We start from the raw sequence: 26037 nt of genomic DNA on the forward strand, positions 1-26037 counted from the left end.
TCAGCTGCGCTCCAGCGCGCTCACCAGGTCGTGGAACGCTTCACGGTTGGAGTCGTTCAGGCCCATGAGAATCTTGTGCGCTTCCAGCACCTTGGAGCGCACCACGTCTTCATTCTGGTCCTGCGACGGTAAGTCGGTAAGGCATTCAGGGCACGGAATTGGACGATCGACGATGTTGAACACCTGATCGAAGCCCATGGACTGCAACAACCGGGAAATATCCGGGTTGGTGGTCACCACGGTCGGCAACAGGCCTACCTTCTGCCGTGAAAGGATCGACAACTTGGCCAGCAGCCCCAAGGTGGTGCTGTCGATACTCTCGGTCTCGGTCAGGTCGATGACGATCGCCGAGAAGTTCAACGCGGTGAAGATCTTCTCGATCGTTGCATCCAGCGCCGAACACAGGGTCAGGCGCACTTCACCGACGAACTTCAGTACGAAGGTGCCACTCTGCTCGGCGAACTGGATTCTACCGGTACTCATTGAAGGTTCCTGCTCAACACCAATAGGGCGATATCATCCGGCATCTCCCCAAGCGTAGCCAATCCAAATCGTTGACGCAGCCCATCCAGGCTGCCACCTGCTGCCTTGACGATTTCCGGCAAGGCGGTTTCTTTATCTTTGAGCGTGTGCCCCGGCAAAAGGTCCAGAATGCCATCGGACATCAGGGTAAGGCTGAACTGCGGCGGCAGCTCCACCACCAGGTCCTGGTAGGTAGCCTCGTCGAACAGCCCCACCGGCAGGCCACGGCCTTCCAGGTAGCGGGTGTGCTCCGGGGTGTGCAGCACCGGCAGCGGCAAGTGACCACCCACCGCGTAGGTCAGCAGGCCAGACTCTTCGTCGATCACCCCGCCGACCATGGTGACGTGCTTGCCCAGCTTGCTGTTGATCAGCCCGCGATTGATATGGCTGAGCACTTCCGACGGCTTGAACTCGCGCATCTTGCTGCGTTTGAGCTCGAACATGAGCCGTGTGGTCATGAATTTCAACAGCACGGTCACAAATGCCGACGACGCGCCATGCCCGGAAACATCGGCGAGGTAGAAGGCAATGCGCCGGTCGTCCACGCGGAAGTAATCGACAAAATCACCTGACAGGTACAACGACGGGATTATCTGATGCTCGAAGGCAAACTCGCCCGCCAGCCAAGGGCTTTCCGGGAGCATGTTCATCTGCACCTGGCGACCGGCGGTCTGGTCCTCCTGCAACAGGTGCAGGCTGGCCTCCAGTTCGCGGTTGGCCGCTTCGAGCTTGTCGCGGTAACGCTGGTTTTCCAGCACCAGGCGCGAACGGTCGAGGGCGCGGCGCACCGAATGCTCAAGCACCGCCAGGTCCTCAAGCGGCTTGATCAGGTAGTCCGCAGCACCCAGGCGCAGGGCTTCGACAGCATCACTCATGACGCCGGCACCTGACACCACGATCACCGGTAACTGCGGCGCACGCTCGCTGACCTGACGGATCAGTTCGAGGCCGCCCATCTGCGGCATGCGCAGATCGCAGATCACGAGGTCGGGCTGGTGTTCTTCGAAGACCTGAAGCCCCTGCTGGCCATTGCCGGCCTGGAGGACGCTGAAGCCACTGTCTTCAAGATAGGCGGCGAGGCTCGCACGGACCACGTCGTCGTCATCGATAATCAGCAGCGTTGCACTGGTTTTCTGCATGTGGGCGAACGGCGCCGATTTGGGTTTGTGCAGCGGTGTCAGCAAGGCAGACGGCCAGCTACGGGAATTCTTTGTGGTCACGCTCTACTTGAGTTGTAGGACAAGAACACCTGTCCGGCAACTGTGCGGCAACTGTGAGAGCTACCTTGTAAGGCGCAGACGGTACTCCCATCTGGCAGGCGTTTCAAGCATGCAAGGGTCGACCTCGCCGCTCTTTACAGGGCAAATCACCGGGAGTTATAAGAAAGCGGACCAGCGCAACCCGATGGGAAGGATGCAGCATGCCCCACACGCCCTCCAGCCACAGCGAGAAACGCGATTTCATCCGCATGCGCATCGACACCGAGGTGAACCTGTTGCATCAAGGCCAGGTCATTGCGGCGGTGTGCCTGGACCTGTCCAGCAGCGGTATGCAGGTGCAGGCACCGCAGCGCTTTAAGGTGGGGGATCATATCGAAGTGAAGATTGATTCCGACCACCCGGCACTGAAAGGGCTGCACGCCAGCACCGAGGTGGTATGGATTGCCGACCAGCCGGGTGGGCAGCAGAAGTTCGGGCTGCGGATTCTGGCCATGCACTGAAGCCGCACGCAAAACCTGCAGGAGCGGCCTTGTGTCGCGATCGGGCCGCAAAGCGGCCCCAAATTTCAGCTTCGCCGCAAAGATTGCCGGGGCCGCGTTGCGGCCCGATCGCGACACAAGGCCGCTCCTACAGGGGGCAGGATCGCGTTTGATCAGAAGTCGTCTTCGACTTCGCCGTCTTTCACCTTGAACTCGCGGTTCTGCAGGTAGGCGTTGCGAATGAAGATGTACTTGTCACCCTGGATCAGCTTCTCGGCCGACAGCAGGTCGGCACGGGTGTCGATCACGTCCAGTGCAAAGATCGAGTTGCGCGTCGGCACATGGTCGATGTAGCGGTAGGGTTTGGTGTAGGTGTCCGGGTACTTGGCCACGCCATCACGCACCGTGCTCGGCCCCAGCAACGGGATGACCACGTAAGGGCCGCTCGGCACGCCCCAGTAGCCCAGGGTCTGGCCGAAGTCCTCGTCATTACGCTGCAGGCCCATCCTGGTGCCCACGTCGAAGAAACCGCCCAGGCCGAAGGTGGTGTTGACGATCAACCGCGCAGTATCCACGCCCGCCGCATGCGGCTTGAGCTGCAACAGGTCGTTGGCCAGGTTGGTCACATCACCGAGGTTGCGGAAGATGTTGTGGATACCGTCTTCAAGGAACTGCGGAGTAACCGCCTGGTAACCCTTGGCCAATGGCTTCAGGGCATAGGTGTCGAGGGTATCGTTGAAACGGAAGATCGGGCGGTTGACCGCTTCCCAGGGATCCTCCTCGGTGGCTGCCTGGGTGGCTGCCACGGGCGCCAGCAGCATGCTGGCGCAGACACAGGCCTGGGTGACTCGTTCGATCACACTGGCACCGATCCTACGCATAGATGTTTCTCCATCGAATTTCTCGGCCGCAAACGCACCGGGGCGCGCTGCTGGTAAGGCGGCAGTATAGAGGCTTGCGGCCTGATAAACAGCTTTACACATTTTTGCTCAATATTTTGTGAACAACTGTTGCTCACCCGTCGATGTCACAGAGCGGTAACAATCAGCGAATAGCCTGCGGACTATTTGGGGGAAGTTGCCATGGACGCTGCACCCGCCTTCACTGCTGTGCTGTTCGGCTTGCGCGGCTGCCTGGTACAGGCCATCAATGGCGGCGCCCCCTCGCCCGCCCCCGGCGCCCTGGCTACCCTCGCCAGCCTGCGTCAGCGCCAGGTGCCATGCATCTGGCTGGATGACCTCAACGCCAGCCAAAGCAGGCGCCTGGCCCACGTGTTGCCCGACTGGCTGCCGGGGCATTCCGTCAACGGCGTACGTTGGCCAGCGCCCAACGCTTGCTGGCAGGCGCTGATGACCCTGGACAGCGAACGCCTGGACGGCTGTGTGCTGGTCAGCGGTGACCCGCGGCTTTTGCAATCAGGCCTCAATGCGGGGTTGTGGACCGTTGGCCTGGCTGCCTGCAGCCCGTTCTGCGACCGTAGTTCGCAGCAATGGCAAGCCCTGACCCCGCAGGAACAGGACCTGGCCCGCGGCAAGGCGACACTGGAGCTGTTCGGCCTGGGGGTGCACTCGGTGATCGACCACCTCGAAGCACTGGACACCTGCCTGCTGGACATCGCCCAGCGCCGGCGCAAAGGTGAAAAACCCTGATACAGCAGCGTTGACGCGGATCATGCAAAGCAGCGGCAGGTGGATTACGCTGAAGGCAGGCCAGAACCTTTGCCGCTTCGCTGAGGTCCATGGCTTGCCAAGCCATTGATGGAGAACTGCCAATGCCTGCCCGCGAATTGCAAGAACGCCTGAACAACTTGCGCGAGCAACTGGACCGCAACGTACCGCTTTCGGAAGAGGAATTGGTTGCGTTGCACGAAGAAGCGCGCCAGATCGAAGCGCAGCTGAAGCTTGAAGAAGCCACGCCGGACAACAACCTGGTCGATAACGTCCATCTGGCAATCGAACGTTTCGAAGCTGATCACCCGGACGCAACCGCGACCCTGCGCAGCATCGTCAACTCGTTGCACAGCATGGGGATCTGAAATCGCCGGGGCTGCTTTGCAGCCCTTTCGCGACACAAGGCCGCTCCCACAGGTACAGCGCAAACCTCTGATCTTGCGCTGTACCTGTGGGAGCGGCCTTGTGTCGCGAAAGGGGCGCAGAGCGCCCCCAGCGTACTTGAACCTTACTGGCGCACCAGGCGCTTGTTGTCCGGGCTGATCGCCCCGGTGCTCCGGTACGGGTTGATATCCAGCCCACCCCGGCGCACATACCGCGCATACACCGTCAGGTGCTCCGGCTGCAGCAGGTTCTTCAAGTCCAGGTAAATGCGCTCCACGCACTGTTCATGGAAGTCGGCATGCTGGCGGAAGCTGATCAGGTAGGTCAGCAAGCTGGCATGGTCCAGCGCCCTGCCCTTGTACTCGACTACCACGCTACCCCAGTCCGGCTGGCCGGTCACCGGGCAGTTCGACTTCAGCAGGTGGCTGTGCAAGGTTTCTTCCACCACCCGCTCAGCATTGCAACGCAGCAGTTCGGGTTGCGGTTGCTCGTAGTTGCTGATGGCCACGTCCAGCACATCGATGCACAGCCCCGGCAAAGCCGTCACGCCCTGGGCCTCGACCTCGGCCAAGGTGCGCACCTTCACACCTACCGGCTTGCCAGCGGCGGCAGACAGGTCTTTCTCAAGGCAAGCCTGCAACTCGCCCTGCGAAGCAAATACTGTCTGGTTCAGCGAGTTGAGGTACAGCTTGAACGACTTGGACTCGATGATGTTCGGCGAATCAGCCGGGATGGCGAACTCGCCGATCGCCACCACCGGCTTGCCCGACGGCAGCAGCCAGCTCAGTTCGAAGCAGTTCCAGTAATCCACGCCCTGCCAGGGCAGAGTCTGCGCGGTGACGCCCAGCTCGGCCCACTTGGCGGTACGCGGGATCGGGAACAGCTGTTCCGGGGAGTAGGTGGCGATGTATTCGCTGGACTTGCCCAGCGGGGAATGTTCGGCAGCAGGATGCATGGAAACTGACCTAGAGGTTCGAATTGCCCCTAGTCTACCGGTTTTGCACCCTGCCTTGGAGCGCAAGTCACTCGATGGTCAGTGCCCCGACCATGCCGGCCTGGTAATGCCCCGGTACGTTGCAGGCGAACTCGATGGGCGCCGACTTGCGGAACGTCCAGGTCAGCTCGGCGCGCTGGCCGGGCATTACCAGCACGGTATTGCCGCCGCCATGGCCATGACCACCACCGTGGTCCATCATCTGGCCGTGGTCCATGCCTTCATGGTCCATGCCCGCCGTGAACAGCTTGCCCTGCATGGCCACCATTTCCTTCTGGTGTTCGGCGTGCATGGTTTTGTCGCCCAGGTTGAATTCGTGGGGCAGCTTGCCCTCGTTGACCAACACGAAGCGCACTGTCTCGCCGGCTTTTACCTGTAGGTTCCTGGGCTCGAAGGCAATGTCCTTGAGCACCACGTCTACGGTACGGGTGGCTTTGGCCGCCGGGGCTGGCTCACCGAAAGCGAAGGTTTGCGACTCTCCGGCAAACGCCGGCAGGCTGGCCAGGGCAAGAGCGGCGGTGATGAACAGGCGTTTCATGATGACTCCGGGAATATACAACGGGATGCAGCCACATTAGTCAGGGGCGACTGGCAGCTACCTGACAGGCAGATTACAACTTTGTCAGCTTGAGCGGCCCTGGAGTTCGTCACGTATCATTTCAGCATCACTCGGTCTCTGCTGGAGTCAAACCACCTGATGAAACTACTGATCGTCGAAGACCAGGCCCGCACCGGCCAGTACCTGAGCCAGGGCCTGAGCGAGGCCGGCTTTGCCACCGAACTGGCAGCCGATGGCGAGACCGGTCAGTTTCTGGCCCTGACCGGCGACCATGACCTGCTGATCCTCGACGTGATGCTGCCCGGCCGGGATGGCTGGCAAATCCTGCAAGCTGTACGCCAGGCCGGCCTGGATACGCCGGTACTGTTCCTTACCGCCCGTGACGCCGTCGAAGACCGGGTGCATGGCCTGGAACTGGGTGCCGACGATTACCTGGTCAAGCCGTTTGCCTTTTCCGAACTGCTGGCCCGGGTGCGCAGCCTGCTGCGCCGTGGCACCAGCCCCAGCCAGGACACTACCCTGGGCCTGGCCGACCTGCGGCTGGACCTGATCCGCCGCCGCGCCGAACGGGCTGGCCAGCGCATTGACCTGACAGCCAAAGAGTTCGCCCTGCTCGAACTGCTGCTGCGCCGCCAGGGCGAAGTACTGCCAAAATCGCTGATCGCCTCGCAGGTATGGGACATGAACTTCGACAGCGACACCAATGTGATCGAAGTGGCGATCCGCCGCCTGCGCCTGAAGATCGACGACCCGCACCCCCACAAGCTGATCCACACCGTACGCGGCATGGGCTACGTACTTGAAGAGCGCACCGAGTAATGCGTCGGGTTTCCCTCGGCAGCCGCCTTGCCCTGTTGTTCGCCGCCTGCACCGCCGCCGTCTCGCTCGGCGCCGGCCTGTTGTTCAGCCGGGCCAGCGAGCAGCACTTTGTCGAGCTTGACCAGCAACTGCTGGACTCGCGCCTGTCGCTGCTGCGTACCCAGCTGGCAGGCATCAACACGCCTGAAGCGCTACAGGCCCGTCTGCCCGCCCTGCGCGCTGAACTCACCCACCAGGCCGACCTGGCCCTGCGCATCAGTGGCAACGATGGCGCCACCTGGTTCGAAAGCCGTACCGGGCTGCCGCTGCCCCCACTGCGCGCCGGGCTGGCCACCCTGCATGCCCCAGGCACTGACTACCGCAGCCTGGCCGTGCCCCTGGCGCAGGGCACAACAGCGTCGCCGCAACTCACGCTGTACCTCGACATCACTCATCACCAGCACTTCCTGCAAGGCATGCAGCGCTTGATCTGGCTGACGGTCGGTTTGTCTGCACTGGTCACCGCGTTGCTCGGCGCCTGGGCTGCCCGCAGCGGGCTGCGCCCCTTGCGGCAGATGGGCCAGGTGGCCGCCAGCGTGTCGGCACGCTCGCTCACCACCCGCCTGCCGGTGGCGCAAATGCCCGAAGAGCTGGCCGAGCTGGCCAGCAGCATGAATGCCATGCTCCAGCGCCTGGACGATGCCTTCCAGCGCCTGTCGGCGTTTTCTGCCGACATCGCCCACGAGCTGCGTACGCCGCTGTCCAACCTGCTGACCCACACTCAGGTCACCCTCACCCGCCCACGCAGCCTGGAGGAATACCGCGAGGCGCTGCATGGCAACCTCGAAGAGCTGCAATGGATGGCGCAGATGATCAACGACATGCTGTTCCTGGCCAAGGCCGACCACGGCCTGCTGGTGCCGGGGCATGCGCCGTTGGTGCTGCATGAAGAAGTGGATGCGTTGCTGGAGTACTACGCGCCGCTGGCTGAGGACAGTGACGTGCAAATGCTTCGTGAGGGTGAAGCCGCGCTGGACGGTGACCGGCACATGCTGCGCCGGGCACTGTCCAACCTGCTGGATAACGCGCTGCGCTTTACCCCGGCGGGTGGGCAGATACGGGTGACGCTGGGGCCTGGGCCGAGTATCAGTGTGGCAAACACCGGGGCGGCCATCGATCCCGCTGCTCTACCGCGATTGTTTGACCGTTTTTATCGGGTGGACCCGGCGCGGCGGGAAGGCAGTAGCGAGCATGCGGGGTTGGGTTTGGCGATTACCCGGTCCATCGTGCAGGCCCATGGCGGGCGTATTCGGGCCGAGTGTGAGAGGGGCTGGACGCGGTTTGTGATCGAATTCGCCGAAGGCAGGTGAAATTGGGGCTGCTCCGCAGCCCATCGCCGGCAAGCCAGCTCCCACAGGACTGCATCAGGCCCAGAGCCTGCGCGATACCTGTGGGAGCTGGCTTGCCGGCGATGAGGCCCTCGAACCTACCTCAAACTGCCAGGCCAATCGCCGGCTGCACCTGCGATGCCCGGTACGCCGGGTAAATGGTCGCCAAAAAGCTCATCACCAACCCTGCAGCGCAGATCATCACCACATCGCCCCACTGTAACTGCGACGGCAAGCTGCTGACGAAGTACACATCCGAGGTAAAGATGTGCTGCCCGCTCACCCGCTCCAACCAACCGACGATCTGGCTGACATTGAACGCTGCAATAACACCCAACACGCCACCAATCAGCGTGCCGACAATACCGATCAGGCTGCCCTGGACCATGAACGTGCCCATGATCTGCGCTGGCGTGGCCCCCAAGGTGCGCAGGATGGCAATGTCCGGCCCCTTGTCGTTCACCACCATCACCAGGGTGGCGATGATGTTGAACGCCGCCACCGCGATGATCATCATCAGCAACAGGCCGATCATGGTCTTTTCCATTTTCATGGCACTGAACAGGCTGCCCTGGGTGTGCGACCAGTCATCGGCGCGATAGGCATCGCCCAACCCGGCAGCAATGGCCTTGGACACCTGCGGCGCGGCATACAGGTCGTGCAGCTTCAGGCGCACACCCTGCACCTGGCCCGGCGCCCAGCGCTGCATCTCGCCGGCGTCGGCGACGTGGATATAGGCCTGCGAACCATCCAGCTCAGCGCCGACCTTGAAGATACCGACCACCGTCAGGCGCTGCATGCGCGGGGTGATACCGCCCGGCTCCTTGCTGATTTCCGGCACGATCAAGGTCAGCTTGTCGCCGGTATTCAGGCGGAAGCGCCGAGCGGTCAGCTCGCCGATGACCACACCGAATTCACCCGGCTGCAAGTCCTGCAGGCGGCCCTGGACAATGTGCTGGCCAACGATCGAGACCTTGCCCTCTTCGGCCGGGTCGATACCGCCCACCTGGATCGGCTGCATCGCACCTTTGTACGACAGCATCCCCTCCATTTCGGTAATCGGCGCGGCCGCCATCACCGCCGGGTTCTGCAAGGCCACGTCGGCCACCTTGTGCCAGTCGTCTAGCGGCTGCACGCCAAGGATGGCGGCATGCGGCACCAGGCCGAGAATGCGCGAGCTCATTTCGCGCTGGAAGCCGTTCATCACCGACAACACCACGATCATCGCCAGCACACCCAGCGACAGGCCGATCATCGAGGTCATCGAAATGAACGAGATGAAGTGGTTGCGGCGCTTGGCTCGGGTATAGCGCGCGCCGATGAAGATGGGCAAGGGTCTGAACATGTACGGAATCACCCAAAGAAAACAGGAAAACGGGGCGGCACCTGCCACCCCGTGCAGTCGATCAGATCGCCACCAGGTGGCCGTCGTCGAGCTTCAATACACGGTCCATCTGCCGGGCCAGGTTGAGGTCATGGGTGACCACCAGGAACGCCGTGCGCGATGCGCTGGACAGCTCCCGCATCAGCTCCTGGATGCCTTGGGCGGTATGGTGGTCGAGGTTACCGGTTGGCTCGTCGAGCATCACCAGGCCGGGGCGGTTGACCAGCGCACGGGCAATCGCCACGCGCTGGCGCTCACCACCGGACAGCTCGGCCGGCTTGTGGTTGAGGCGGTGGCCCAGGCCCACGCGCTTGAGCAGTGCCTCGGCACGCTCGCGCGCCTCGGGAATGGGCGTGCGGCCGATCAGCAGCGGCATGCACACGTTCTCGATGGCGGTGAACTCCGGCAACAGGTGGTGGAACTGGTAGACAAAGCCCAGCTCGCGGTTGCGCAGCAGCCCGCGGGCACGTTCGCCCAGCGCCGACAGTTCTTCGCCCGCCAGCCAGACGCTGCCCTGTGTTGGCCGGTCGAGGCCGCCCAACAGGTTGAGCAAGGTGCTCTTGCCAGAGCCCGAGCTGCCGACGATGGCAATGCGCTCACCGGCGTGCAGCTCCAGGTTGAGCCCGGACAGCACCTGTACCGACTCCGGGCCCTCGTCGTAGGACTTGCCCAGGTTGCGGCAACTCAGAACGGCTTTATCACTCATGCGCGACTCACTCATAACGTAGCGCCTCTGCAGGCTGGGTGCGGGCCGCACGCCAGGCCGGGTACAGGGTGGCGAAGAAACTCAGGACCAGCGCCGCACCGCAGACCATGTACACGTCCGGGGCCTGGATCTGCGACGGCAGGTAATCAATGAAGTACACGTCGGCGTTGAGGAACTTGTGCCCGATCAGTTTCTCGATGCCGGCGATCGCGGCGCTGACATTCAGCGCCGCAAGGATGCCGACCACGGCACCGATCAGGGTGCCGATCACCCCGATCACCGTGCCCTGGACCATGAAGATGAGCATGATCTGCCCGGGCGTGGCGCCCAGCGTGCGCAAGATGGCGATGTCGCCACGCTTGTCGTTGACCACCATCACCAGGGTGGAAATGATGTTGAACGCAGCCACCGCCACGATCAGCAGCAACAGCAGGCCGATCATGGCCTTTTCCATGCGGATGGCCTGGTACAGGTTGCCGTGGGTACGGGTCCAGTCACGGCTGTAGTACTCCTGGTCACCCAGCTGCTGGGCGATGCTCCAGGCCACCCGAGGCGCCTGGAACAGGTCATCGAACTTCAGGCGCAGGCCCTGCACCTGGTCGGGCTTCCAGCGGTGCAGGCGGGACAGGTCGCTGATGTTGGTCAGGCCCAGGTAGCCATCGATCTCGCCCGCACCCACGTGGAAGGTACCGACCACGGTGAAGCGCTTCATGCGCGGGAACATGCCGGCCGGGGTCACGCTGACCTCGGGGGCGACGAAGGTGAGCTTGTCGCCGATGGCCACACCCAGCTTGGCCGCGGCCTTGTCGCCGATCATGATGCCCCACTCGCCCGGCGCCATCTGGTCGAGGCGCCCTTGCAGGACGAAGTTGTCGATGATCGACACCTCACGCTCGCGGGCCGGGTCGATACCGTTGAGCAGCACCTTCTGCACCTTGCCGTCATGGGTCAGCAGGCCCTGCATCTGGGTGAACGGCGCTACCGCCACCACCTGCGGATTCTGCTTTACTTGTTGGGCAAGGGCTGGCCAGTTGCCAATCGGCTGACCGCTCTCCAGCGTGGCATGGGGGATCATGCCCAGCACGCGGGTGCGCATCTCATGGTCGAAACCGTTCATCACCGACAGCACCACGATCATCACCACCACGCCCAGGGCGAGGCCGATCATCGAGGTCAGGGAAATGAACGAGACGAAGTGATTACGGCGTTTGGCACGGGTATAACGCGTGCCGATGAATGCGAAAAGAGGTCTGAACATGTCGGGGCTTGTTCGGATGAAAGGGAACGTCCTTGTGGCGAGGCGCCAACGGCGGCTTTACACTCGGACCACCGCCGCTACCTTGGGTTCGCCATGACGACATTAGACGAAGAAGATCGCCGCGAATACTACCGCATCGAAGATCGGATCGCACTTCAAATCAGCCCCCTCAGCGCGGCCGAAGCCCTTGACCCAGATGTATTGCAAGATGATTCCCCGCTGTTCAACCTGCTCAGCGAACTGCATCTTTCCGACTTTGAGTCGCAGCACCTGCTGCGCCAGCTGAGCGACAAGGACCGCACCCTGGCCGCCTTCCTGAAGGCGCAGAACAAACGCCTCGACCTGCTCAGCGCAGTCGTTGCACAAACCCTGCTCGGCGAAGTGGGCCAGCCCCTGCCGGTGGTCATTTCCGAAGGCGGTATCGAATTTGCGCAAGCCACGCAGATTGCCCCCGGCACCCGGGTAAAAGTGAAAATGGTGCTGATGCCGCGCGCCCATGGCCTTCTGCTGCGCGGCAAGGTCACCCACTGCGACCCGCTTGCTGAAGGCGGCTTTGAGGTCGGCACCGAATTCATCGACATGACCGACGCCCAGCGTCAACTGCTGGCCCGCCATATCCTGCAGCGCCAGCAACAACAACGGCGCCAGCAGCTGGGACAGAACGACCCCGCCTCCTGAGGCCATTTTTCCCCGATTTGAAGGAACGAACGTGACTCTGATCTACGGCCATCGCGGCGCCAAGGGCGAAGCGCCCGAAAACACCCTGACCAGCTTCCGCCAGTGCCTGTCCCACGGCGTAACCCGCTGCGAACTGGACCTGCACCTGTCGGCCGACAACGAGCTGATGGTAATCCATGACCCAACCCTCAAGCGCACTACTGGCAGGCGCGGCAAAGTGGTCGAGCACCCGGCCGCCGACCTGGTGAAGATCGACGCCCGCAAAGGCGGCCCGGGCCACGTGCAACCCTGCCCGATCCCGAAACTGGAAGAACTGTTCGAGAAGTGCCCGTTCGAGCACTGGCAACTGGAGGTCAAGAGCGCTTCGCGCACCCGCGCCGCCACTACCGTGCTGGCAATCCGCGAACTGGCCCAGCAATACGGCCTGCTGGACAAGGTGACCATCACCTCCAGCTCACGCGAAGTCCTGGGCGCCGCCCTGGAACTGGTGCCCGACGTGAAACGCGGGCTGGTAGCCGAATACGCCTGGCTGGACCCGTTGAAGGTGGCGCAGAACTACGGCTGCGAGATGCTCGCACTGAACTGGACGCTGTGCACCCCCGAGCGCCTGCTCAAAGCACAGGGCCAGGGTTTGCACGTGTCGGTGTGGACGGTCAACGAGCCGGCACTGATGCGCCGGCTCGCTGACTTTGGCGTGGACAGCCTGATTACAGACTTTCCCGGTTTGGCCAAGACCACCCTCGGGTAGGGTTGAAATCGGTCTCTCCGACCGGCTCAGGCCACCGGTCGGAGCCGCTCAAAAAAGCCGGTTCAGGCCGTCGTAGGCAGCTACCCGGTAGGCTTCGGCCATGGTCGGGTAGTTGAACGTGGTGTTCACGAAGTACTTCAGGTTATTCAGTTCGCCCGGCTGGTTCATGATCGCCTGGCCGATGTGGACGATTTCCGAAGCCTGGTAGCCGAAGCAGTGCACGCCGAGGATTTCCAGGGTTTCGCGGTGGAACAGGATTTTCAGCATGCCCTGCGGTTCGCCGGCAATCTGCGCACGCGCCATACTCTTGAAGAAGGCCTTGCCCACTTCGTACGGCACCTTGGCCTGGGTCAGCTCTTGCTCGTTCTTGCCGATCGAGCTGATTTCCGGAATGGTGTAGATGCCGGTCGGCACGTCATTGACGAAACGCCAGCTGCCATTGTCGACGATGCTACCGGCAGCCGAACGGCCCTGGTCATGGGCAGCACTGGCCAGGCTTGGCCAGCCGATCACGTCACCGGCGCCATAGATATTCGACACGGCAGTGCGGTAGGCCTCATCGACTTCGATCTGGCCACGGCTGTTAACCTTGATGCCGATGTTTTCCAGGCCCAGCTTGTCGGTGTTGCCGGTACGGCCGTTGCACCACAGCAAGGCGTCGGCCTTGATTTTCTTGCCCGACTTCAGGTGCAGGATCACCCCGTTGTCCAGGCCTTCGACGCGCTCATACTCTTCGTTGTGGCGAACGGTGATGTTGTTGTTGCTGAAGTGGTAGCTCAGCGCCTGGGAGATTTCCGAGTCCAGGAAGCTCAGCAGCTGGCCACGGTTGTCTACCAGCTCTACCAGCACGCCCAGACCACTGAAGATCGAGGCGTATTCGCAACCGATCACGCCAGCACCGTACACGATCAGCTTGCGCGGGGTGTGGCTGAGGCTGAGGATGGTGTCGCTGTCGTAGACGCGCGGGTGATGGAAGTCGATATCTGCCGGGCGGTACGGGCGCGAGCCGGTGGCGATGATGATGTGCTTGGCGTTGAGTTTTTCCACCACGCCGTTCGGGCACACCACCTCGACGGTTTGTTCGTCGGCGAAGCTGCCAGTGCCAAAGAACACGTCGACACGGTTACGGGCGTAGTAGCCGGTGCGCGATGCAACCTGCTTGGAAATGACCTTCTCGGCGCTCTTCAGCACGTCAGGGAACGAGAACCAGCGCGGCTCGCCGATGGCACGGAACATCGGGTTGGTGTTGAACTGCATGATCTGCCGCACCGAGTGACGCAGTGCCTTGGACGGGATGGTACCCAGGTGCGTGCAGTTGCCACCGACCTGGCGACGGTCATCGACCATCGCCACCTTGCGCCCTGCTTTGGCGGCGTTCATTGCCGCGCCTTCACCGGCCGGGCCGGAACCCAGCACCACTACGTCGTAGTTGTAGACAGCCATGCGTACTCCTTCAGAACTGGCCCGCAAGCCACGGTCGCTCGCGGGGCGCGATCATGCCGCCGGGGCGTCATGAGAAAATTCGGGTGCAGTCTAATCAAGCGTGAACGCCGCGCACATTAACCCTTGGTCGCGTCGTAGGCCAATTTTGCCCGCACTACATATGGTTCACCCATTCCCTGGCGGCAATCATCCCTGCCTGCGCTTTCAATCGCCTTTCACTGCCCGTTCGAATGCGGGCGTAGCTCGAGAGACGAAGCCACCCTCTACCCGAGTCACCAATACTGCCGCCAGGCCATGCGCCACGGCAAAAGCCCAGCCCCGCTCAGGGCCCAGGATCAGCAGCAACGTCGAATAGCCATCGGCCTGCAGCGCCGAGGCATCGAGCACGGTGACGGCGGCCAGGTCGTGTTGCACCGGGCGCCCGAGGCGGGCATCGAAGGTGTGCGAATAGCGCCGGCCATTCTCCTCGAAATAGTGCCGATAGTCACCCGAGGTTGATACTGAAAGGCCATTGACCGGGATGATCTGGCGGGCGATCTGGCGGTCTTCGCGGGGCAACTCAAGGGCAATGCGCCAAGGGCTGCCATCGGGCTTGCGGCCGACCGCCTTGAGCTCGCCAGTGGCTTCGGCGACAAAGCTGGTTACGCCCATGGCTTGCAGGCGTGCGGCGATCAGGTCGACAGCGTGGCCGGCGGCGATGCTGTTGAAGTCGAGTTGCACCGGGGCGTCCTTGCACAGGGCCTGACCGTCGATGCGCAAGTGCCAGTAGCCCACACGCTGGCGCACCTGGGCCAGGGTTTGCGGGTCCGGCACCTGCTCGTGGCGGGCCTGGGGGCCAAAGCCCCACAGGTCGAGCAACGGCTCGACGGTGAGGTCGAAGGCACCGTCGCTCTGCTCGGCCAGGTGCTGGCCGAGGCTGACCAGTTCGAGCATGTCGGCTGGCAGGGCCAAACACTGGTTGGCGGGCAACTGGTTGAACTGGCTGACGGTGGAGTCGCCGCGATAGGTGGAATAGTGCTGGTCGATGTCGTGCAGGATGGTTTCGACTGCCGCCTGCACCTGCGCCGGCGCCGGGCCACCGGGCTCGCGCACGTACTGGATGCTGTAGCTGCTGCCCATGGTCGGGCCACCCAGGCGCTCCAGGGTGGGGCCTTGGTTACAGGCGGTGAGCAGCATCAGCAAGAGACAAATAAATGCACGCAATATCGAGATCTCGAATGTCAGTACTGGCCCTTTCGCGGGCACGCCCGCTCCCACAGGAGCTTCACTTCTCTCACGATCTGCGATATCCCTGTGGGAGCGGGCGCGCCCGCGAAAGGGCCAGTACTGACACAGTAAATGCCCGATCGTTTCATCAGGCAAAAAAAACGGGAACCCGAAGGTTCCCGTTTTTTCATTGCCTTACAAGCGCATTAGCGTGGAAACGCTGGCGGGTTCACACCGGCCATGTCTTCCATCACGCGAACCACCTGGCAGCTGTAACCGAACTCGTTGTCGTACCACACGTACAGGACAACGCGGTTGTCATTGGCGATGGTCGCTTCAGCGTCAACCACACCGGCGTGGCGCGAGCCCACGAAGTCGGTCGAAACCACTTCCTGCGAGCTGACGTAGTCGATCTGCTTGTGCAGTTCCGAGTGCATGGCCGTCTGGCGCAGGTACTCGTTGATTTCGTCGCGGTTGGTGGCCTTTTCCAGGTTCAGGTTCAGGATGGCCATCGACACGTTCGGCGTCGGCACGCGAATGGCGTTGCCGGTCAGCTTGCCCTTCAGCACTGGCAGTGCCTTGGCAGCAGCGGTAGCAGCGCCGGTTTCGGTGATGACCATGTTCAGCGGCGCGGCACGGCCACGGCGGCTGCCCTTGTGGAAGTTGTCGATCAGGTTCTGGTCGTTGGTGAACGAGTGAACGGTTTCGACGTGGCCGTTGACGATGCCGTACTTGTCGTTGACAGCCTTGAGCACCGGCACGATGGCGTTGGTGGTGCAGGAGGCAGCCGAGATGATCTTGTCATCAGCAGCGATGTCACCGTGGTTGATGCCGTGCACGATGTTCTTCAGCGCGCCCTTGCCAGGTGCGGTGAGGATCACGCGGGCAGCGCCCGGGCAGGCCAGGTGCTGGCCCAGGCCATCGGCATCACGCCATACGCCGGTGTTGTCGACGATCAGCGCGTTTTCGATGCCGTACTGGGTGTAGTCGACTTCGCTCGGGCTCTTGGCGTAGATAACCTGGATCAGGTTGCCGTTGGCTGTGATGGTGTTGTTGGCTTCATCGATGGTGATGGTGCCATCGAACGGGCCGTGTACCGAGTCACGGCGCAGCAGGCTGGCACGCTTGACCAGGTCGTTCTCGGCGCCTTTGCGCACAACGATGGCACGCAGGCGCAGGCCGTCGCCACCACCGGTCTTCTCGATCAGGATACGCGCCAGCAGGCGACCGATACGGCCGAAGCCGTACAGGACAACGTCGGTGCCTTTGCGGGCCGAAGCGTTCTGCTGGCCAACCACATCGGCCAGCTCTTCACGGACGAACTGCTCGGCAGTGCGGCCATTGCCTTCCTGCTTGAACTTGTTGGCCAGCTTGCCCAGGTCAACCGATGCGGCGCCCAGTTTCAGCTCGCTCATGGCCTTGAGCAGGGGGAATGTCTCGTGGACGGACAGTTCGGTTTCGTCGGTTTGACGATGGCGCGCAAAGCGGTGCGCCTTGAGGATCGAGATAACCGAACGGTTGATCAGGCTGCGGCCATAAATCGAGCTCACCACATTGTTGTTGCGGTAGAGCTGACCGATAAGCGGGATCATCGCTTCAGCCAGGGCTTCACGATCAATCCACTCACCAAGACACTGGTCGGGCTTCTGAGTCACGGGAACCTTCCACATGTAGGGACAGAAAAAAGGGGCTACATTATGACGCCCCGACGCGGAACGGGCAATGAGCGCCTGTCGTAGCGACGCAAGCCAGCATTCACGCCCTTTCGAGCCTGACAGCCGGCACCGTCACCGGTACAATCGGTCTCTTTGCCGCAACGCTTGGAGTGCAATCTCCCGTGTCAGTTCTGCGCCTACCGCACATGTCGGCCACGGCCGGCAAACAAACCTGGGGCAACCTGCCCGGTGCCGCCCTCAGTCTTGCCATCGCCGAGGCGGCCAGTACCGCTGGCCGCTTCACCCTGCTGCTGACGGCCGACAGCCAGGCCGCCGACCGTCTGGAACAGGAGCTGCGCTTCTTTGCCCCGGACCTGCCGGTGCTGCCGTTCCCCGATTGGGAAACCCTGCCCTACGACCTGTTCTCGCCGCACCAGGACATCATCTCCCAGCGCATCGCCAGCCTGTACCGCCTGCCGGAGCTGAGCCACGGCATCCTCGTCGTGCCGGTCACCACCGCCCTGCACCGCCTGGCACCCACGCGCTTCCTGCTGGGCAGCAGCCTGGTGCTGGATGTGGGCCAGACCATCGACGTGGAGCAGATGCGCACGCGCCTGGAAGCCAGCGGCTACCGCTGCGTCGACACCGTTTACGAACATGGCGAGTTCGCCGTGCGCGGCGCCCTGATCGACCTGTTCCCGATGGGCAGCAAGCTGCCGTACCGCATCGACCTGTTCGATGACGAGATCGAGACGCTGCGTACCTTCGACCCCGAAACCCAGCGCTCGATCGACAAGGTGGATTCGGTACGCCTGCTGCCGGCGCGCGAGTTCCCCATGCAAAAAGAGGAAGTCACCCGCTTCAAGGCGCGCTTCCGCGAACGCTTCGACGTCGACTTCCGCCGCAGCGCCATCTTCCAGGACCTGGCCAGCGGCATCATCCCCGCCGGTATCGAGTACTACCTGCCGCTGTTCTTCGAAGAAACCTCGACCCTGTTCGACTACCTGCCGGCCGACACCCAGGTGTTCTCGCTGCCCGGCGTGGAGCAGGCCGCCGAACACTTCTGGAACGACGTGCGCGGCCGTTACGAAGACCGCCGCGGCGACCTCAGCCGCCCACTGCTGCCGCCCGCCGAGCTGTTCCTGCCGGTGGAAGACTGCTTCGCCCGGCTCAAGCAATGGCCGCGCGTGGTGGTCAGCAGCGAAGACCTCGACCAAGGCGCAGGCCGCGAGCGCTTCCCGGCACGCGCCCTGCCCAACCTGGCCATCGAGGCCAAGGCCAACCAGCCGCTGGCCGAACTGGCCAACTTCCTTGACCAGTTCCCCGGCCGCGTGCTGTTCACCGCCGAATCGGCGGGCCGCCGCGAAGTCCTGCTGGAGCTGCTGGAGCGCCTGAAACTGCGCCCGCACACCGTCGACGGATGGGCCGACTTCATCACCGGCAGCGAACGCCTGGCAATCACCATTGCCCCACTGGACGACGGCCTGCTGCTGGACGACCCAGGCCTGGCCCTGATTGCCGAAAGCCCGCTGTTCGGCCAGCGGGTGATGCAACGCCGCCGCCGCGACAAGCGTGGTGAAACCGCCAACGACGCCGTCATCAAGAACCTCACCGAGCTGCGCGAAGGCGCGCCGGTGGTGCACATCGACCATGGTGTGGGCCGTTACCTGGGCCTGGCCACCCTGGAAATCGAGGGCCAGGCCGCCGAGTTCCTGACCCTGGAATACGCCGAGAACGCCAAGCTGTACGTACCGGTGGCCAACCTGCACCTGATCGCCCGCTACACCGGCAGCGACGATGCCCTGGCACCGCTGCACCGACTGGGCTCGGAAGCCTGGCAGAAGGCCAAGCGCAAGGCCGCCGAACAGGTGCGCGACGTGGCCGCCGAGCTGCTCGACATCTATGCCCGCCGCGCCGCGCGCAAGGGTTATGCGTTTGCCGACCCGTCCGCCGATTACGCCACCTTCAGCGCCGGCTTCCCGTTCGAGGAAACCCCGGACCAGCAAGCCGCCATCGAAGCCGTGCGTGCCGACATGCTGGCACCCAAGCCAATGGACCGCCTGGTGTGCGGCGACGTGGGCTTCGGCAAAACCGAAGTGGCCATGCGCGCCGCGTTCATCGCCGTGCACAGTGGCCGCCAGGTGGCCGTACTGGTACCCACCACCCTGCTCGCCCAACAACACTACAACAGCTTCCGCGACCGCTTTGCCGACTGGCCGGTGACCGTGGAAGTGATGAGCCGGTTCAAGTCGGCAAAGGAAGTGGCAGCCGCTGCCGCCGACCTGGCCGAAGGCAAGATCGACATCCTTATCGGCACCCACAAGCTGCTGCAGGATGATGTGCGCTTCAAGGACCTGGGCCTGGCCATCATCGACGAAGAACACCGTTTTGGCGTGCGCCAGAAAGAGCAGTTGAAGGCCCTGCGCAGCGAGGTCGACATCCTTACCCTGACTGCCACGCCGATCCCGCGCACGCTGAACATGGCCGTGGCGGGCATGCGCGACCTGTCGATCATCGCCACGCCGCCGGCGCGCCGCCTGTCGGTACGCACCTTCGTCATGGAGCAGAACAAGAGCACGGTCAAGGAAGCACTGCTGCGCGAGTTGCTGCGCGGTGGCCAGGTGTATTACCTGCACAACGATGTGAAAACCATCGAGAAATGCGCCGCCGACCTGGCCGAGCTGGTGCCCGAGGCACGCATCGGCATAGGCCATGGGCAAATGCGCGAGCGCGAGCTGGAACAGGTGATGAGCGACTTCTACCACAAGCGCTTCAACGTGCTGGTGGCCTCGACCATCATCGAAACCGGTATCGACGTGCCCAGCGCCAACACCATCGTCATCGAGCGCGCCGACAAATTCGGCCTGGCCCAGTTGCACCAGTTGCGTGGCCGGGTCGGCCGCAGCCACCACCAGGCCTACGCCTACCTGCTCACTCCCACCCGGCAAAAAGTCAGTGCCGACGCCGAAAAACGCCTGGAGGCCATCGCCAACACCCAGGACCTGGGCGCAGGCTTCGTGCTGGCTACCAACGACCTGGAAATCCGCGGTGCGGGCGAACTGCTTGGCGAAGGCCAGAGCGGGCAGATCCAGGCAGTGGGCTTCACCCTGTACATGGAAATGCTCGAACGTGCGGTGAAGGCGATTCGCAAAGGCACCCAGCCGAACCTCGAACAGCCACTGGGCGGTGGCCCGGAGATCAACCTGCGCCTGCCGGCGCTGATCCCCGAGGACTACCTGCCCGACGTGCATGCGCGGCTGATCCTGTACAAGCGCATTGCCTCGGCTGCCGACGAAGAAGGCCTGAAGGACTTGCAAGTCGAGATGATCGACCGCTTCGGCCTGCTGCCGGAGCCCACCAAGAACCTGATGCGCCTGACCTCGCTGAAGCTGCACGCGGAAAAGCTCGGCATCAAGAAAGTCGATGCCGGCCCCAATGGCGGCAAACTCGAGTTCGAGGCGGAAACCCCGGTCGACCCGCTGACCCTGATCAAGCTGATCCAGGGCCAGCCCAAACGCTACAAGTTCGAAGGCGCGACCCAGTTCCGCTTCCTGGTGCCGATGGAACGCCCCGACGAACGCTTCAACACCCTGGAGGCGCTGTTCGAGCGCCTGACCCCACAGCCTGCCTAAGGAAGATCCATGCGTGCCATCCGTTGCCTGACCCTGCTGCTGGCGCTGTTCGCCCCGGCCGCCTTCGCCGAAGGCCTTTATCAGGTAGAAATGATCCTGGTGCGGCAGAACAGCGTGCCCGCCTTTACCAGCCCGTTCGCCCCGGAAAACTGGAGCGCCGGCGCCCCGCGCCTGGAAAAGGACGCCGAACGCCGCCTGGCACTGGAAGACGAAGCCACCCGCCTGGAAGCCACCGCCGACTACACCGTGCTGCTGCACAAGGCCTGGCAGCAGCAGGTGGGCAGTGAGCCCAGCCGCATCGCCCTGGGTGAAGGCACCGAACAGTTCGGCCACTTCCCCATCGAAGGCAACCTCAGCATCGCTGAAGGCCGCTTCATCACGGTCGATGCCAATTTCTGGGTCAACCAGCTGGACGGCAACGGCAGCGTGCTGCAAAGCGAGCAGTTCAAGCAGAGCAACAGCAACGTCAAGGGCGGCCAGCTGACCTTCCTCGACGGCGGCCACCTGGCCGTGCTGCTGAAGGTGACGCCACCAGGCACGCCGAAAATGCCGGTGATGGACCCGGAGATGATGGAGCAGTAAACGAATGAAGCAAGATGCCGCCGAGTTGGTCAATGCATACCCGAACTGGACACAATCGTTCAGCAAGGCAACCCTGCAACGCGGTGAACGCTATGCCGAGGAAGGCCGGGTCGAACTGGACGGCATTTACGGCCAGATGATTACGGCCCGTTGCCAGGGAAGCGGCGACAACACCTACCAACAGACCATCGACCTGCATATCGCGGGCGGCCGGTGCCATGTCCAGGGCGAGTGCGATTGCCCGGTACGGCAGAACTGCAAGCATTGCGCCGCGGTACTGTTCGTCATCAGTGATCCCTACTCGGGCAATCAGGACACCCAAGCCACCCCAGGCACCTTGTCTGTCGAGCTGCAACACTGGTTGAGCGGCCTGGAGCAGGCGCCGCCCAAAGCCGGCGCAGCCGACGACAAACGCGGGCGCATGGTGTGCTATCAACTGCAGCTGGCCGATGACGCCGGCTGTTCCCTGCTAGTGCGCAAGGGCACGCGCAGCGAAGAGGGCATCCGCTTCAGCCGGGTCCAGTCGCTCTACGACTTTCTCTACGAACCACCACGCTTCGTAACGGAAGACGATACCCGCATCCTGCGTTTGCTCGGGGCCCTGAACCAGGGTGGCGGACAGGATCGCGGCTACAAACTCAAGGGCCTGGAAGGTGGCGAGCTGTTCCAGCGCGCCCTGGAAACCGGACGCATGTTCTTTGATGTCGGCATGCCGCTGCTGCGGGAAGGCCCCGTGCGTCATGCCGAGTTTCGCTGGGTACGCCTGGAAAACGGCAACTACCGGGGGCTTTGGCACAGCGGCGAGGAACTGCTGCGCTGCGTCATCCCTCTGCTGCCGCTGTACTATTTCGATGTGCTGACAAGCGAAGTGGGCAGGATCGAACACAGCCTTGACCCGCACGTGGCCGTGCAACTGACCATCGCACCCGATGTACCGGAACACCTGGTCGTACCTCTTAGCCACAAGCTCAATGCACTCAGCCACAAGGTGCCAACCCCGACGCAAGTGCAAGAGCAGGTATTCGACAGTGTTCAACCCAAACCCATGCTTGCCCTGGGCAGCCTCGAATACACCGCCTACATGCCGAAAACCGGGCGCATGCAACGGCAAATGCAACACCGCGCCGCATTGGCGTTCGATTATGACGGCCTGCACGCCAGCGGCGCCGAAGACAAGCCACTGACCCGGCTGGCAGGCAACACCAGCCAGCGCATTCGTCGCCAGCCTCAGGCTGAACAAGCGCTGCGCAAGATGCTGCGCGACTTCGGCTTCAAACCCGCCACCCGTCAAAGCAAGGCCCTGCCCGACAGCGCCGGCGAAATGTTTCAGCTGCCAGACGACGAAGCCTGGCTGCGCTTTGCCCGCGAAGGCCTGCCACGCCTGCGCGCAGCCGGCTGGGAAATCGACATCCACCGCGACTTCGCCTTCAACCTGCAAGAGGTAGACGACTGGTACGCGACCATCGACGAAGCCCCTGGCCATGAATGGTTCGACCTGGAACTGGGCATCGTGGTCGACGGCCAGCGCCACAGCCTGTTGCCGATCGTGCTGCAACTGCTGCGCAGCAGCCCCGAGCTGCTGCGCCCCAGCGAGCTGGCCCGGCGCAGTGACGACGAACACTTGCTGATCGACCTCAACCGCGGCCGCCTGGATGCCCCGGCCCTGCGCGTCGCCCTGCCTTATGGCCGGGTGAAATCGGTCATGGCCACCCTGGGTGAGCTTTACCTGCACGAGCATGCGGCAGGCCCCGCGATGCGCCTGGAACGTGCCGACGCGGCGCGCCTGAACGAAATCGAAGGCCTGCCCCTGCTGTGGGAAGGTGGCCAGCAAGTACGCGACCTTGGCCGCCGCCTGCGCGATGCCCGCGACCTGCACGTGGAACCGCCAGCCGGGCTGCAGGCCAGCTTGCGGCCCTATCAGCAACAAGGCCTGAACTGGCTGCAAGCACTGCGCGAGATGGGCACCGGCGGCATCCTCGGCGACGACATGGGCCTGGGCAAGACCCTGCAGGCCCTGGCCCACCTGCTGCTGGAAAAGGAGTCCGGACGCCTCGCCAGCCCAGCCCTGGCGGTGATGCCGACCAGCCTGATACCCAACTGGCTGGACGAGGCCCAGCGCTTTGCCCCCGACCTGCGCGTGCTGGCCCTGCACGGGCCGGGGCGCAGCAAACACTTTACCAAGCTGCATGAGTACGACCTGGTCCTGACCACCTATGCACTGATGCCGCGCGACCTGGAACACCTGCGCGCCCAACCCTGGCATGTACTGGTGCTGGACGAGGCGCAGAACATCAAGAGCAGCACCAGCAAGGCCGCCCTCGCCGTCTGCGAGCTACAAGCCACCCAGCGCGTATGCCTGACCGGCACGCCGATGGAAAACAACCTGGGCGAGCTGTGGTCGATCTTCCATTTCCTGATGCCCGGCTGGCTGGGTGACCTCAAGCGTTTCAACCAGGACTACCGCACGCCAATCGAGCGCCACGGCGACAGCGAGCGCATGGCCCACCTGGCCAGCCGCATACGCCCGTTCCTGCTGCGTCGCACCAAGGAGCAGGTGGCCACCGAGCTGCCGGCCAAGACCGAGATGGTGCACTGGGTCGAACTCAGCGACGCCCAGCGCGACACCTACGAAGCCGTACGTGTGGCCATGGACAAGAAAGTCCGCGATGAAATCGCCCGTAATGGCGCCGCACGCAGCCAGATCGTCATCCTCGACGCCCTGCTCAAGCTTCGCCAGGTGTGCTGCGACCTGCGCCTTGTCAAAGGCGTGGAGAGCAAAGGCAACCAGGCCGACAAAGGCAAGCTGGGCGCACTGCTGGAAATGCTCGAAGAGCTGCTGAGCGAAGGCCGTCGCGTACTGCTGTTCTCGCAGTTCACCTCGATGCTGGCGTTGATCGAGCAGGAGCTGGAAAAGCGCAAGATCCGCTACAGCCTGCTGACCGGTGACACCCGCGACCGCCGCACGCCCGTGCAACAGTTCCAGCAGGGTGACAGCGAAGTGTTCCTGATCAGCCTCAAGGCCGGTGGTGTCGGGCTGAACCTGACGGCTGCGGACACGGTGATCCACTTCGACCCCTGGTGGAACCCGGCCAGTGAAAACCAGGCCACCGACCGCGCCTACCGCATTGGCCAGGACAAACCGGTGTTTGTGTACAAGCTGATTACCCGGGGGACGGTGGAGGAGAAGATCCAGTTGTTGCAGCAGGAGAAGGCGGCGCTGGCGGCCAGCCTGCTGGATGGCGGCCAGGCTGGGCAGTGGCGCATGGGCGATGATGAAATCGAGGCGCTGTTTGCGCCATTGCCTGGGAAGCGCGGGCGGTGATTGTCTCGCGGCGCATGTCTTGAGGGGTTTGTCGATTGTGAGATCGAGCGCCGCCCGCGCGGCGCTTCGCGGGACAAGCCCGCTCCCACATCTGTTTCGGGCCAATTACTCCTGTGCCAGATGGGTTGCAGCTGGGTGCATGCCTGAATATTGACGAAAAGCAGCGGCGCCCCCCTCGATATCAAATGGAACAAACAAGGGGGGCAAAGGTGACCTCACAGGAATGACTGGCCTGAAACAGATGTGGGAGCGGGCTTGTCCCGCGAAGCGCCGCGCGGGCGGCGCTCGATCTCACAGGCGACAAAAACCTCAAGACAGACACAACCAGATCAATCGACCAACTGCGCCTCTTTCAACGCCCCCAACGCCTCCAGCCACCTTGGCTGCTGACGATAATCGGTGCGCGCAAACCCTTGCCCACGCATCCGCGCGATCCGCGGCGAGGGCTTGACCTTCATACGCTGCGCCGCACTCAGCGCCAGCTCCGCCGCCGCCCGGTCATTGCACACCAGGCCCATGTCACAGCCTGCGCTCAACGCAGCCTCGATACGGCTGGCCGCATCACCCACCACATGCGCACCGGCCATCGACAGGTCATCACTGAAGATCACCCCGTCAAAGCCCAGCTCGCCACGCAGGATGTCCTGCAGCCAGCGCCGCGAGAAGCCGGCCGGCTGGTTGTCGACCTGCGGATAGATGACATGCGCCGGCATCACCGCCGCCAGCTGCCCGCTCAGGCGGCTGAAAGGCACCAGGTCGGCCTGGCGCAGTTGCTCGAGGCTGCGCTCATCGGTCGGGATGGCCACATGCGAGTCGGCTTCGGCCCAGCCATGCCCCGGAAAGTGCTTGCCACAAGCAGCCATGCCAGCTGCATTCATGCCACGTATGAACGCGCCGGCCAGTTGTGTGGCGCGCAACGGGTCACCCTCGAAGGCGCGGCTGCCAACCACGGCACTGCGCTGGTGATCCAGGTCGAGTACCGGGGCAAAGCTCAGGTCCAGGCCAACCGCCAGCACCTCGGTCGCCATCAACCAGCCGCACTGTTCGGCCAGGTATTCGGCATTGTCGTTGTCAGCCAGCGCACGCATGGCCGGCAAACGCACAAAGCCCTGGCGCAGGCGCTGCACACGGCCACCCTCCTGGTCCACCGCCAGGATCAGCTCGGGGCGAATGGCGCGGATCGAAGCACACAACTCACGCACCTGGCGCGGGCTGTCGATGTTGCGGGCAAAAATGATCAGGCCAGCCACTTCGGGCTGGCGCAGCAGGTGACGGTCTTCGGCGGTCAGCCATTTACCGGCGATATCCACCATCAGGGAGCCTTGCAGGCTGACGGTCATGGGTAATCCTTCATTGAAGACTGAACAGAAGCCGCGCTAGCTTAGCCCAAGCGCCCCGCCCCGCCCAGC

Annotated in this window: 22 protein-coding genes; 10 read left to right on the plus strand and 12 right to left on the minus strand. The window is 63.2% G+C overall.

Translation table 11 applies throughout. The features are described from left to right. Together rssC and rssB are read right to left on the minus strand one after the other, a co-directional pair. Complete coding sequence (gene rssC, locus ACIQUI_RS16665) at window positions 1-483, minus strand: anti-sigma factor antagonist RssC (protein ID WP_019096598.1); 483 nt, start codon at window positions 481-483, stop codon at window positions 1-3. Further along, a complete protein-coding gene (rssB, locus tag ACIQUI_RS16670; RefSeq protein ID WP_403200687.1) occupies window positions 480-1661 on the minus strand; it encodes a two-component system response regulator RssB in 1182 nt (393 codons plus the stop codon). Before rssB ends, rssC begins: the two co-directional genes overlap by 4 nt. A gap of 281 nt (window positions 1662-1942) precedes the next feature. Here rssB and ACIQUI_RS16675 point away from each other — a divergent pair, with 281 nt between their 5' ends. Then, the gene (locus ACIQUI_RS16675) at window positions 1943-2242 is read left to right on the plus strand and encodes a PilZ domain-containing protein (protein WP_403200500.1); all 300 of its coding nucleotides are present in this window, start codon (window positions 1943-1945) and stop codon (window positions 2240-2242) included. 152 nt (window positions 2243-2394) lie between these two features. On the opposite strand, the gene ACIQUI_RS16680 is transcribed toward ACIQUI_RS16675, so the two are convergent. After that, complete coding sequence (locus ACIQUI_RS16680; protein WP_284356465.1) at window positions 2395-3102, minus strand: VacJ family lipoprotein; 708 nt, start codon at window positions 3100-3102, stop codon at window positions 2395-2397. Window positions 3103-3303: 201 nt separating this feature from the next. Here ACIQUI_RS16680 and ACIQUI_RS16685 point away from each other — a divergent pair, with 201 nt between their 5' ends. Both ACIQUI_RS16685 and ACIQUI_RS16690 read left to right on the plus strand, forming a co-directional pair. Then, window positions 3304-3870, plus strand: a complete 567-nt coding sequence (locus tag ACIQUI_RS16685; RefSeq protein WP_403200503.1) for a phosphonoacetaldehyde phosphonohydrolase-related protein — start codon at window positions 3304-3306, stop codon at window positions 3868-3870. A gap of 122 nt (window positions 3871-3992) precedes the next feature. After that, window positions 3993-4256 carry a DUF4404 family protein gene (locus tag ACIQUI_RS16690; protein ID WP_300023412.1) on the plus strand — a complete coding sequence of 88 codons (264 nt, stop codon included), beginning with the start codon at window positions 3993-3995 and terminating at the stop codon, window positions 4254-4256. 143 nt (window positions 4257-4399) lie between these two features. On the opposite strand, the gene queF is transcribed toward ACIQUI_RS16690, so the two are convergent. Beyond that, window positions 4400-5230 (minus strand): NADPH-dependent 7-cyano-7-deazaguanine reductase QueF, encoded by an 831-nt coding sequence (gene queF, locus ACIQUI_RS16695; protein ID WP_403200507.1) that lies wholly within the window; start codon window positions 5228-5230, stop codon window positions 4400-4402. Between the two features lie 67 nt (window positions 5231-5297). Then, entirely contained in the window at window positions 5298-5807 is a 510-nt protein-coding gene (locus ACIQUI_RS16700; RefSeq protein WP_403200509.1) for a plastocyanin/azurin family copper-binding protein, read from the minus strand. A gap of 159 nt (window positions 5808-5966) precedes the next feature. On the opposite strand from ACIQUI_RS16700, the gene cinR reads away from it, so the two are divergent. Both cinR and ACIQUI_RS16710 read left to right on the plus strand, forming a co-directional pair. Then, window positions 5967-6647: a two-component system response regulator CinR gene (gene cinR, locus ACIQUI_RS16705; RefSeq protein ID WP_403200512.1), complete on the plus strand. Its 681-nt coding sequence runs from the start codon at window positions 5967-5969 to the stop codon at window positions 6645-6647. Beyond that, the gene (locus ACIQUI_RS16710; RefSeq protein ID WP_403200514.1) at window positions 6647-7996 is read left to right on the plus strand and encodes a heavy metal sensor histidine kinase; all 1350 of its coding nucleotides are present in this window, start codon (window positions 6647-6649) and stop codon (window positions 7994-7996) included. The genes cinR and ACIQUI_RS16710 overlap by 1 nt, the downstream gene beginning before the upstream one ends. A gap of 121 nt (window positions 7997-8117) precedes the next feature. On the opposite strand, the gene ACIQUI_RS16715 is transcribed toward ACIQUI_RS16710, so the two are convergent. The 3 genes from ACIQUI_RS16715 to ACIQUI_RS16725 form a co-directional block, all read right to left on the minus strand. Further along, window positions 8118-9359 carry a lipoprotein-releasing ABC transporter permease subunit gene (locus ACIQUI_RS16715; protein ID WP_403200517.1) on the minus strand — a complete coding sequence of 414 codons (1242 nt, stop codon included), beginning with the start codon at window positions 9357-9359 and terminating at the stop codon, window positions 8118-8120. Between the two features lie 61 nt (window positions 9360-9420). Next, the gene (lolD, locus tag ACIQUI_RS16720; RefSeq protein WP_391132543.1) at window positions 9421-10104 is read right to left on the minus strand and encodes a lipoprotein-releasing ABC transporter ATP-binding protein LolD; all 684 of its coding nucleotides are present in this window, start codon (window positions 10102-10104) and stop codon (window positions 9421-9423) included. 7 nt (window positions 10105-10111) lie between these two features. After that, entirely contained in the window at window positions 10112-11362 is a 1251-nt protein-coding gene (locus tag ACIQUI_RS16725) for a lipoprotein-releasing ABC transporter permease subunit (protein ID WP_403200522.1), read from the minus strand. A 93-nt stretch (window positions 11363-11455) separates the two neighbouring features. Here ACIQUI_RS16725 and ACIQUI_RS16730 point away from each other — a divergent pair, with 93 nt between their 5' ends. Then, complete coding sequence (locus ACIQUI_RS16730) at window positions 11456-12040, plus strand: PilZ domain-containing protein (protein WP_403200526.1); 585 nt, start codon at window positions 11456-11458, stop codon at window positions 12038-12040. 31 nt (window positions 12041-12071) lie between these two features. Beyond that, entirely contained in the window at window positions 12072-12788 is a 717-nt protein-coding gene (locus ACIQUI_RS16735; RefSeq protein WP_391132549.1) for a glycerophosphodiester phosphodiesterase family protein, read from the plus strand. A 48-nt stretch (window positions 12789-12836) separates the two neighbouring features. Here the strand turns inward: ACIQUI_RS16735 and sthA are convergent, their stop codons facing one another. From sthA to ACIQUI_RS16750, 3 genes are all read right to left on the minus strand, one after another. Beyond that, window positions 12837-14231, minus strand: a complete 1395-nt coding sequence (sthA, locus tag ACIQUI_RS16740; RefSeq protein ID WP_391132551.1) for a Si-specific NAD(P)(+) transhydrogenase — start codon at window positions 14229-14231, stop codon at window positions 12837-12839. Between the two features lie 204 nt (window positions 14232-14435). After that, window positions 14436-15407 carry an FAD:protein FMN transferase gene (locus tag ACIQUI_RS16745; RefSeq protein WP_403200528.1) on the minus strand — a complete coding sequence of 324 codons (972 nt, stop codon included), beginning with the start codon at window positions 15405-15407 and terminating at the stop codon, window positions 14436-14438. Window positions 15408-15643: 236 nt separating this feature from the next. Next, window positions 15644-17107: a glyceraldehyde-3-phosphate dehydrogenase gene (locus ACIQUI_RS16750; RefSeq protein WP_391132555.1), complete on the minus strand. Its 1464-nt coding sequence runs from the start codon at window positions 17105-17107 to the stop codon at window positions 15644-15646. A gap of 167 nt (window positions 17108-17274) precedes the next feature. Between ACIQUI_RS16750 and mfd the strand changes: the two genes are divergently transcribed. Genes mfd through ACIQUI_RS16765 form a run of 3 tightly spaced genes read left to right on the plus strand, consistent with a single transcriptional unit; the run spans window position 17275 to window position 24628 of the window. Beyond that, a complete protein-coding gene (gene mfd, locus ACIQUI_RS16755) occupies window positions 17275-20724 on the plus strand; it encodes a transcription-repair coupling factor (protein WP_403200531.1) in 3450 nt (1149 codons plus the stop codon). A 9-nt stretch (window positions 20725-20733) separates the two neighbouring features. Then, the gene (locus tag ACIQUI_RS16760; protein ID WP_391132560.1) at window positions 20734-21306 is read left to right on the plus strand and encodes a CsiV family protein; all 573 of its coding nucleotides are present in this window, start codon (window positions 20734-20736) and stop codon (window positions 21304-21306) included. 4 nt (window positions 21307-21310) lie between these two features. Beyond that, window positions 21311-24628 carry an SNF2-related protein gene (locus tag ACIQUI_RS16765; RefSeq protein WP_403200533.1) on the plus strand — a complete coding sequence of 1106 codons (3318 nt, stop codon included), beginning with the start codon at window positions 21311-21313 and terminating at the stop codon, window positions 24626-24628. A gap of 329 nt (window positions 24629-24957) precedes the next feature. Here the strand turns inward: ACIQUI_RS16765 and nagZ are convergent, their stop codons facing one another. Then, complete coding sequence (nagZ, locus tag ACIQUI_RS16770) at window positions 24958-25956, minus strand: beta-N-acetylhexosaminidase (protein WP_201206574.1); 999 nt, start codon at window positions 25954-25956, stop codon at window positions 24958-24960. Window positions 25957-26037: the final 81 nt, after the last annotated feature.

It is taken from the genome of Pseudomonas sp. NPDC090592 (genome assembly GCF_044769185.1).
Taxonomy (GTDB): domain Bacteria; phylum Pseudomonadota; class Gammaproteobacteria; order Pseudomonadales; family Pseudomonadaceae; genus Aquipseudomonas.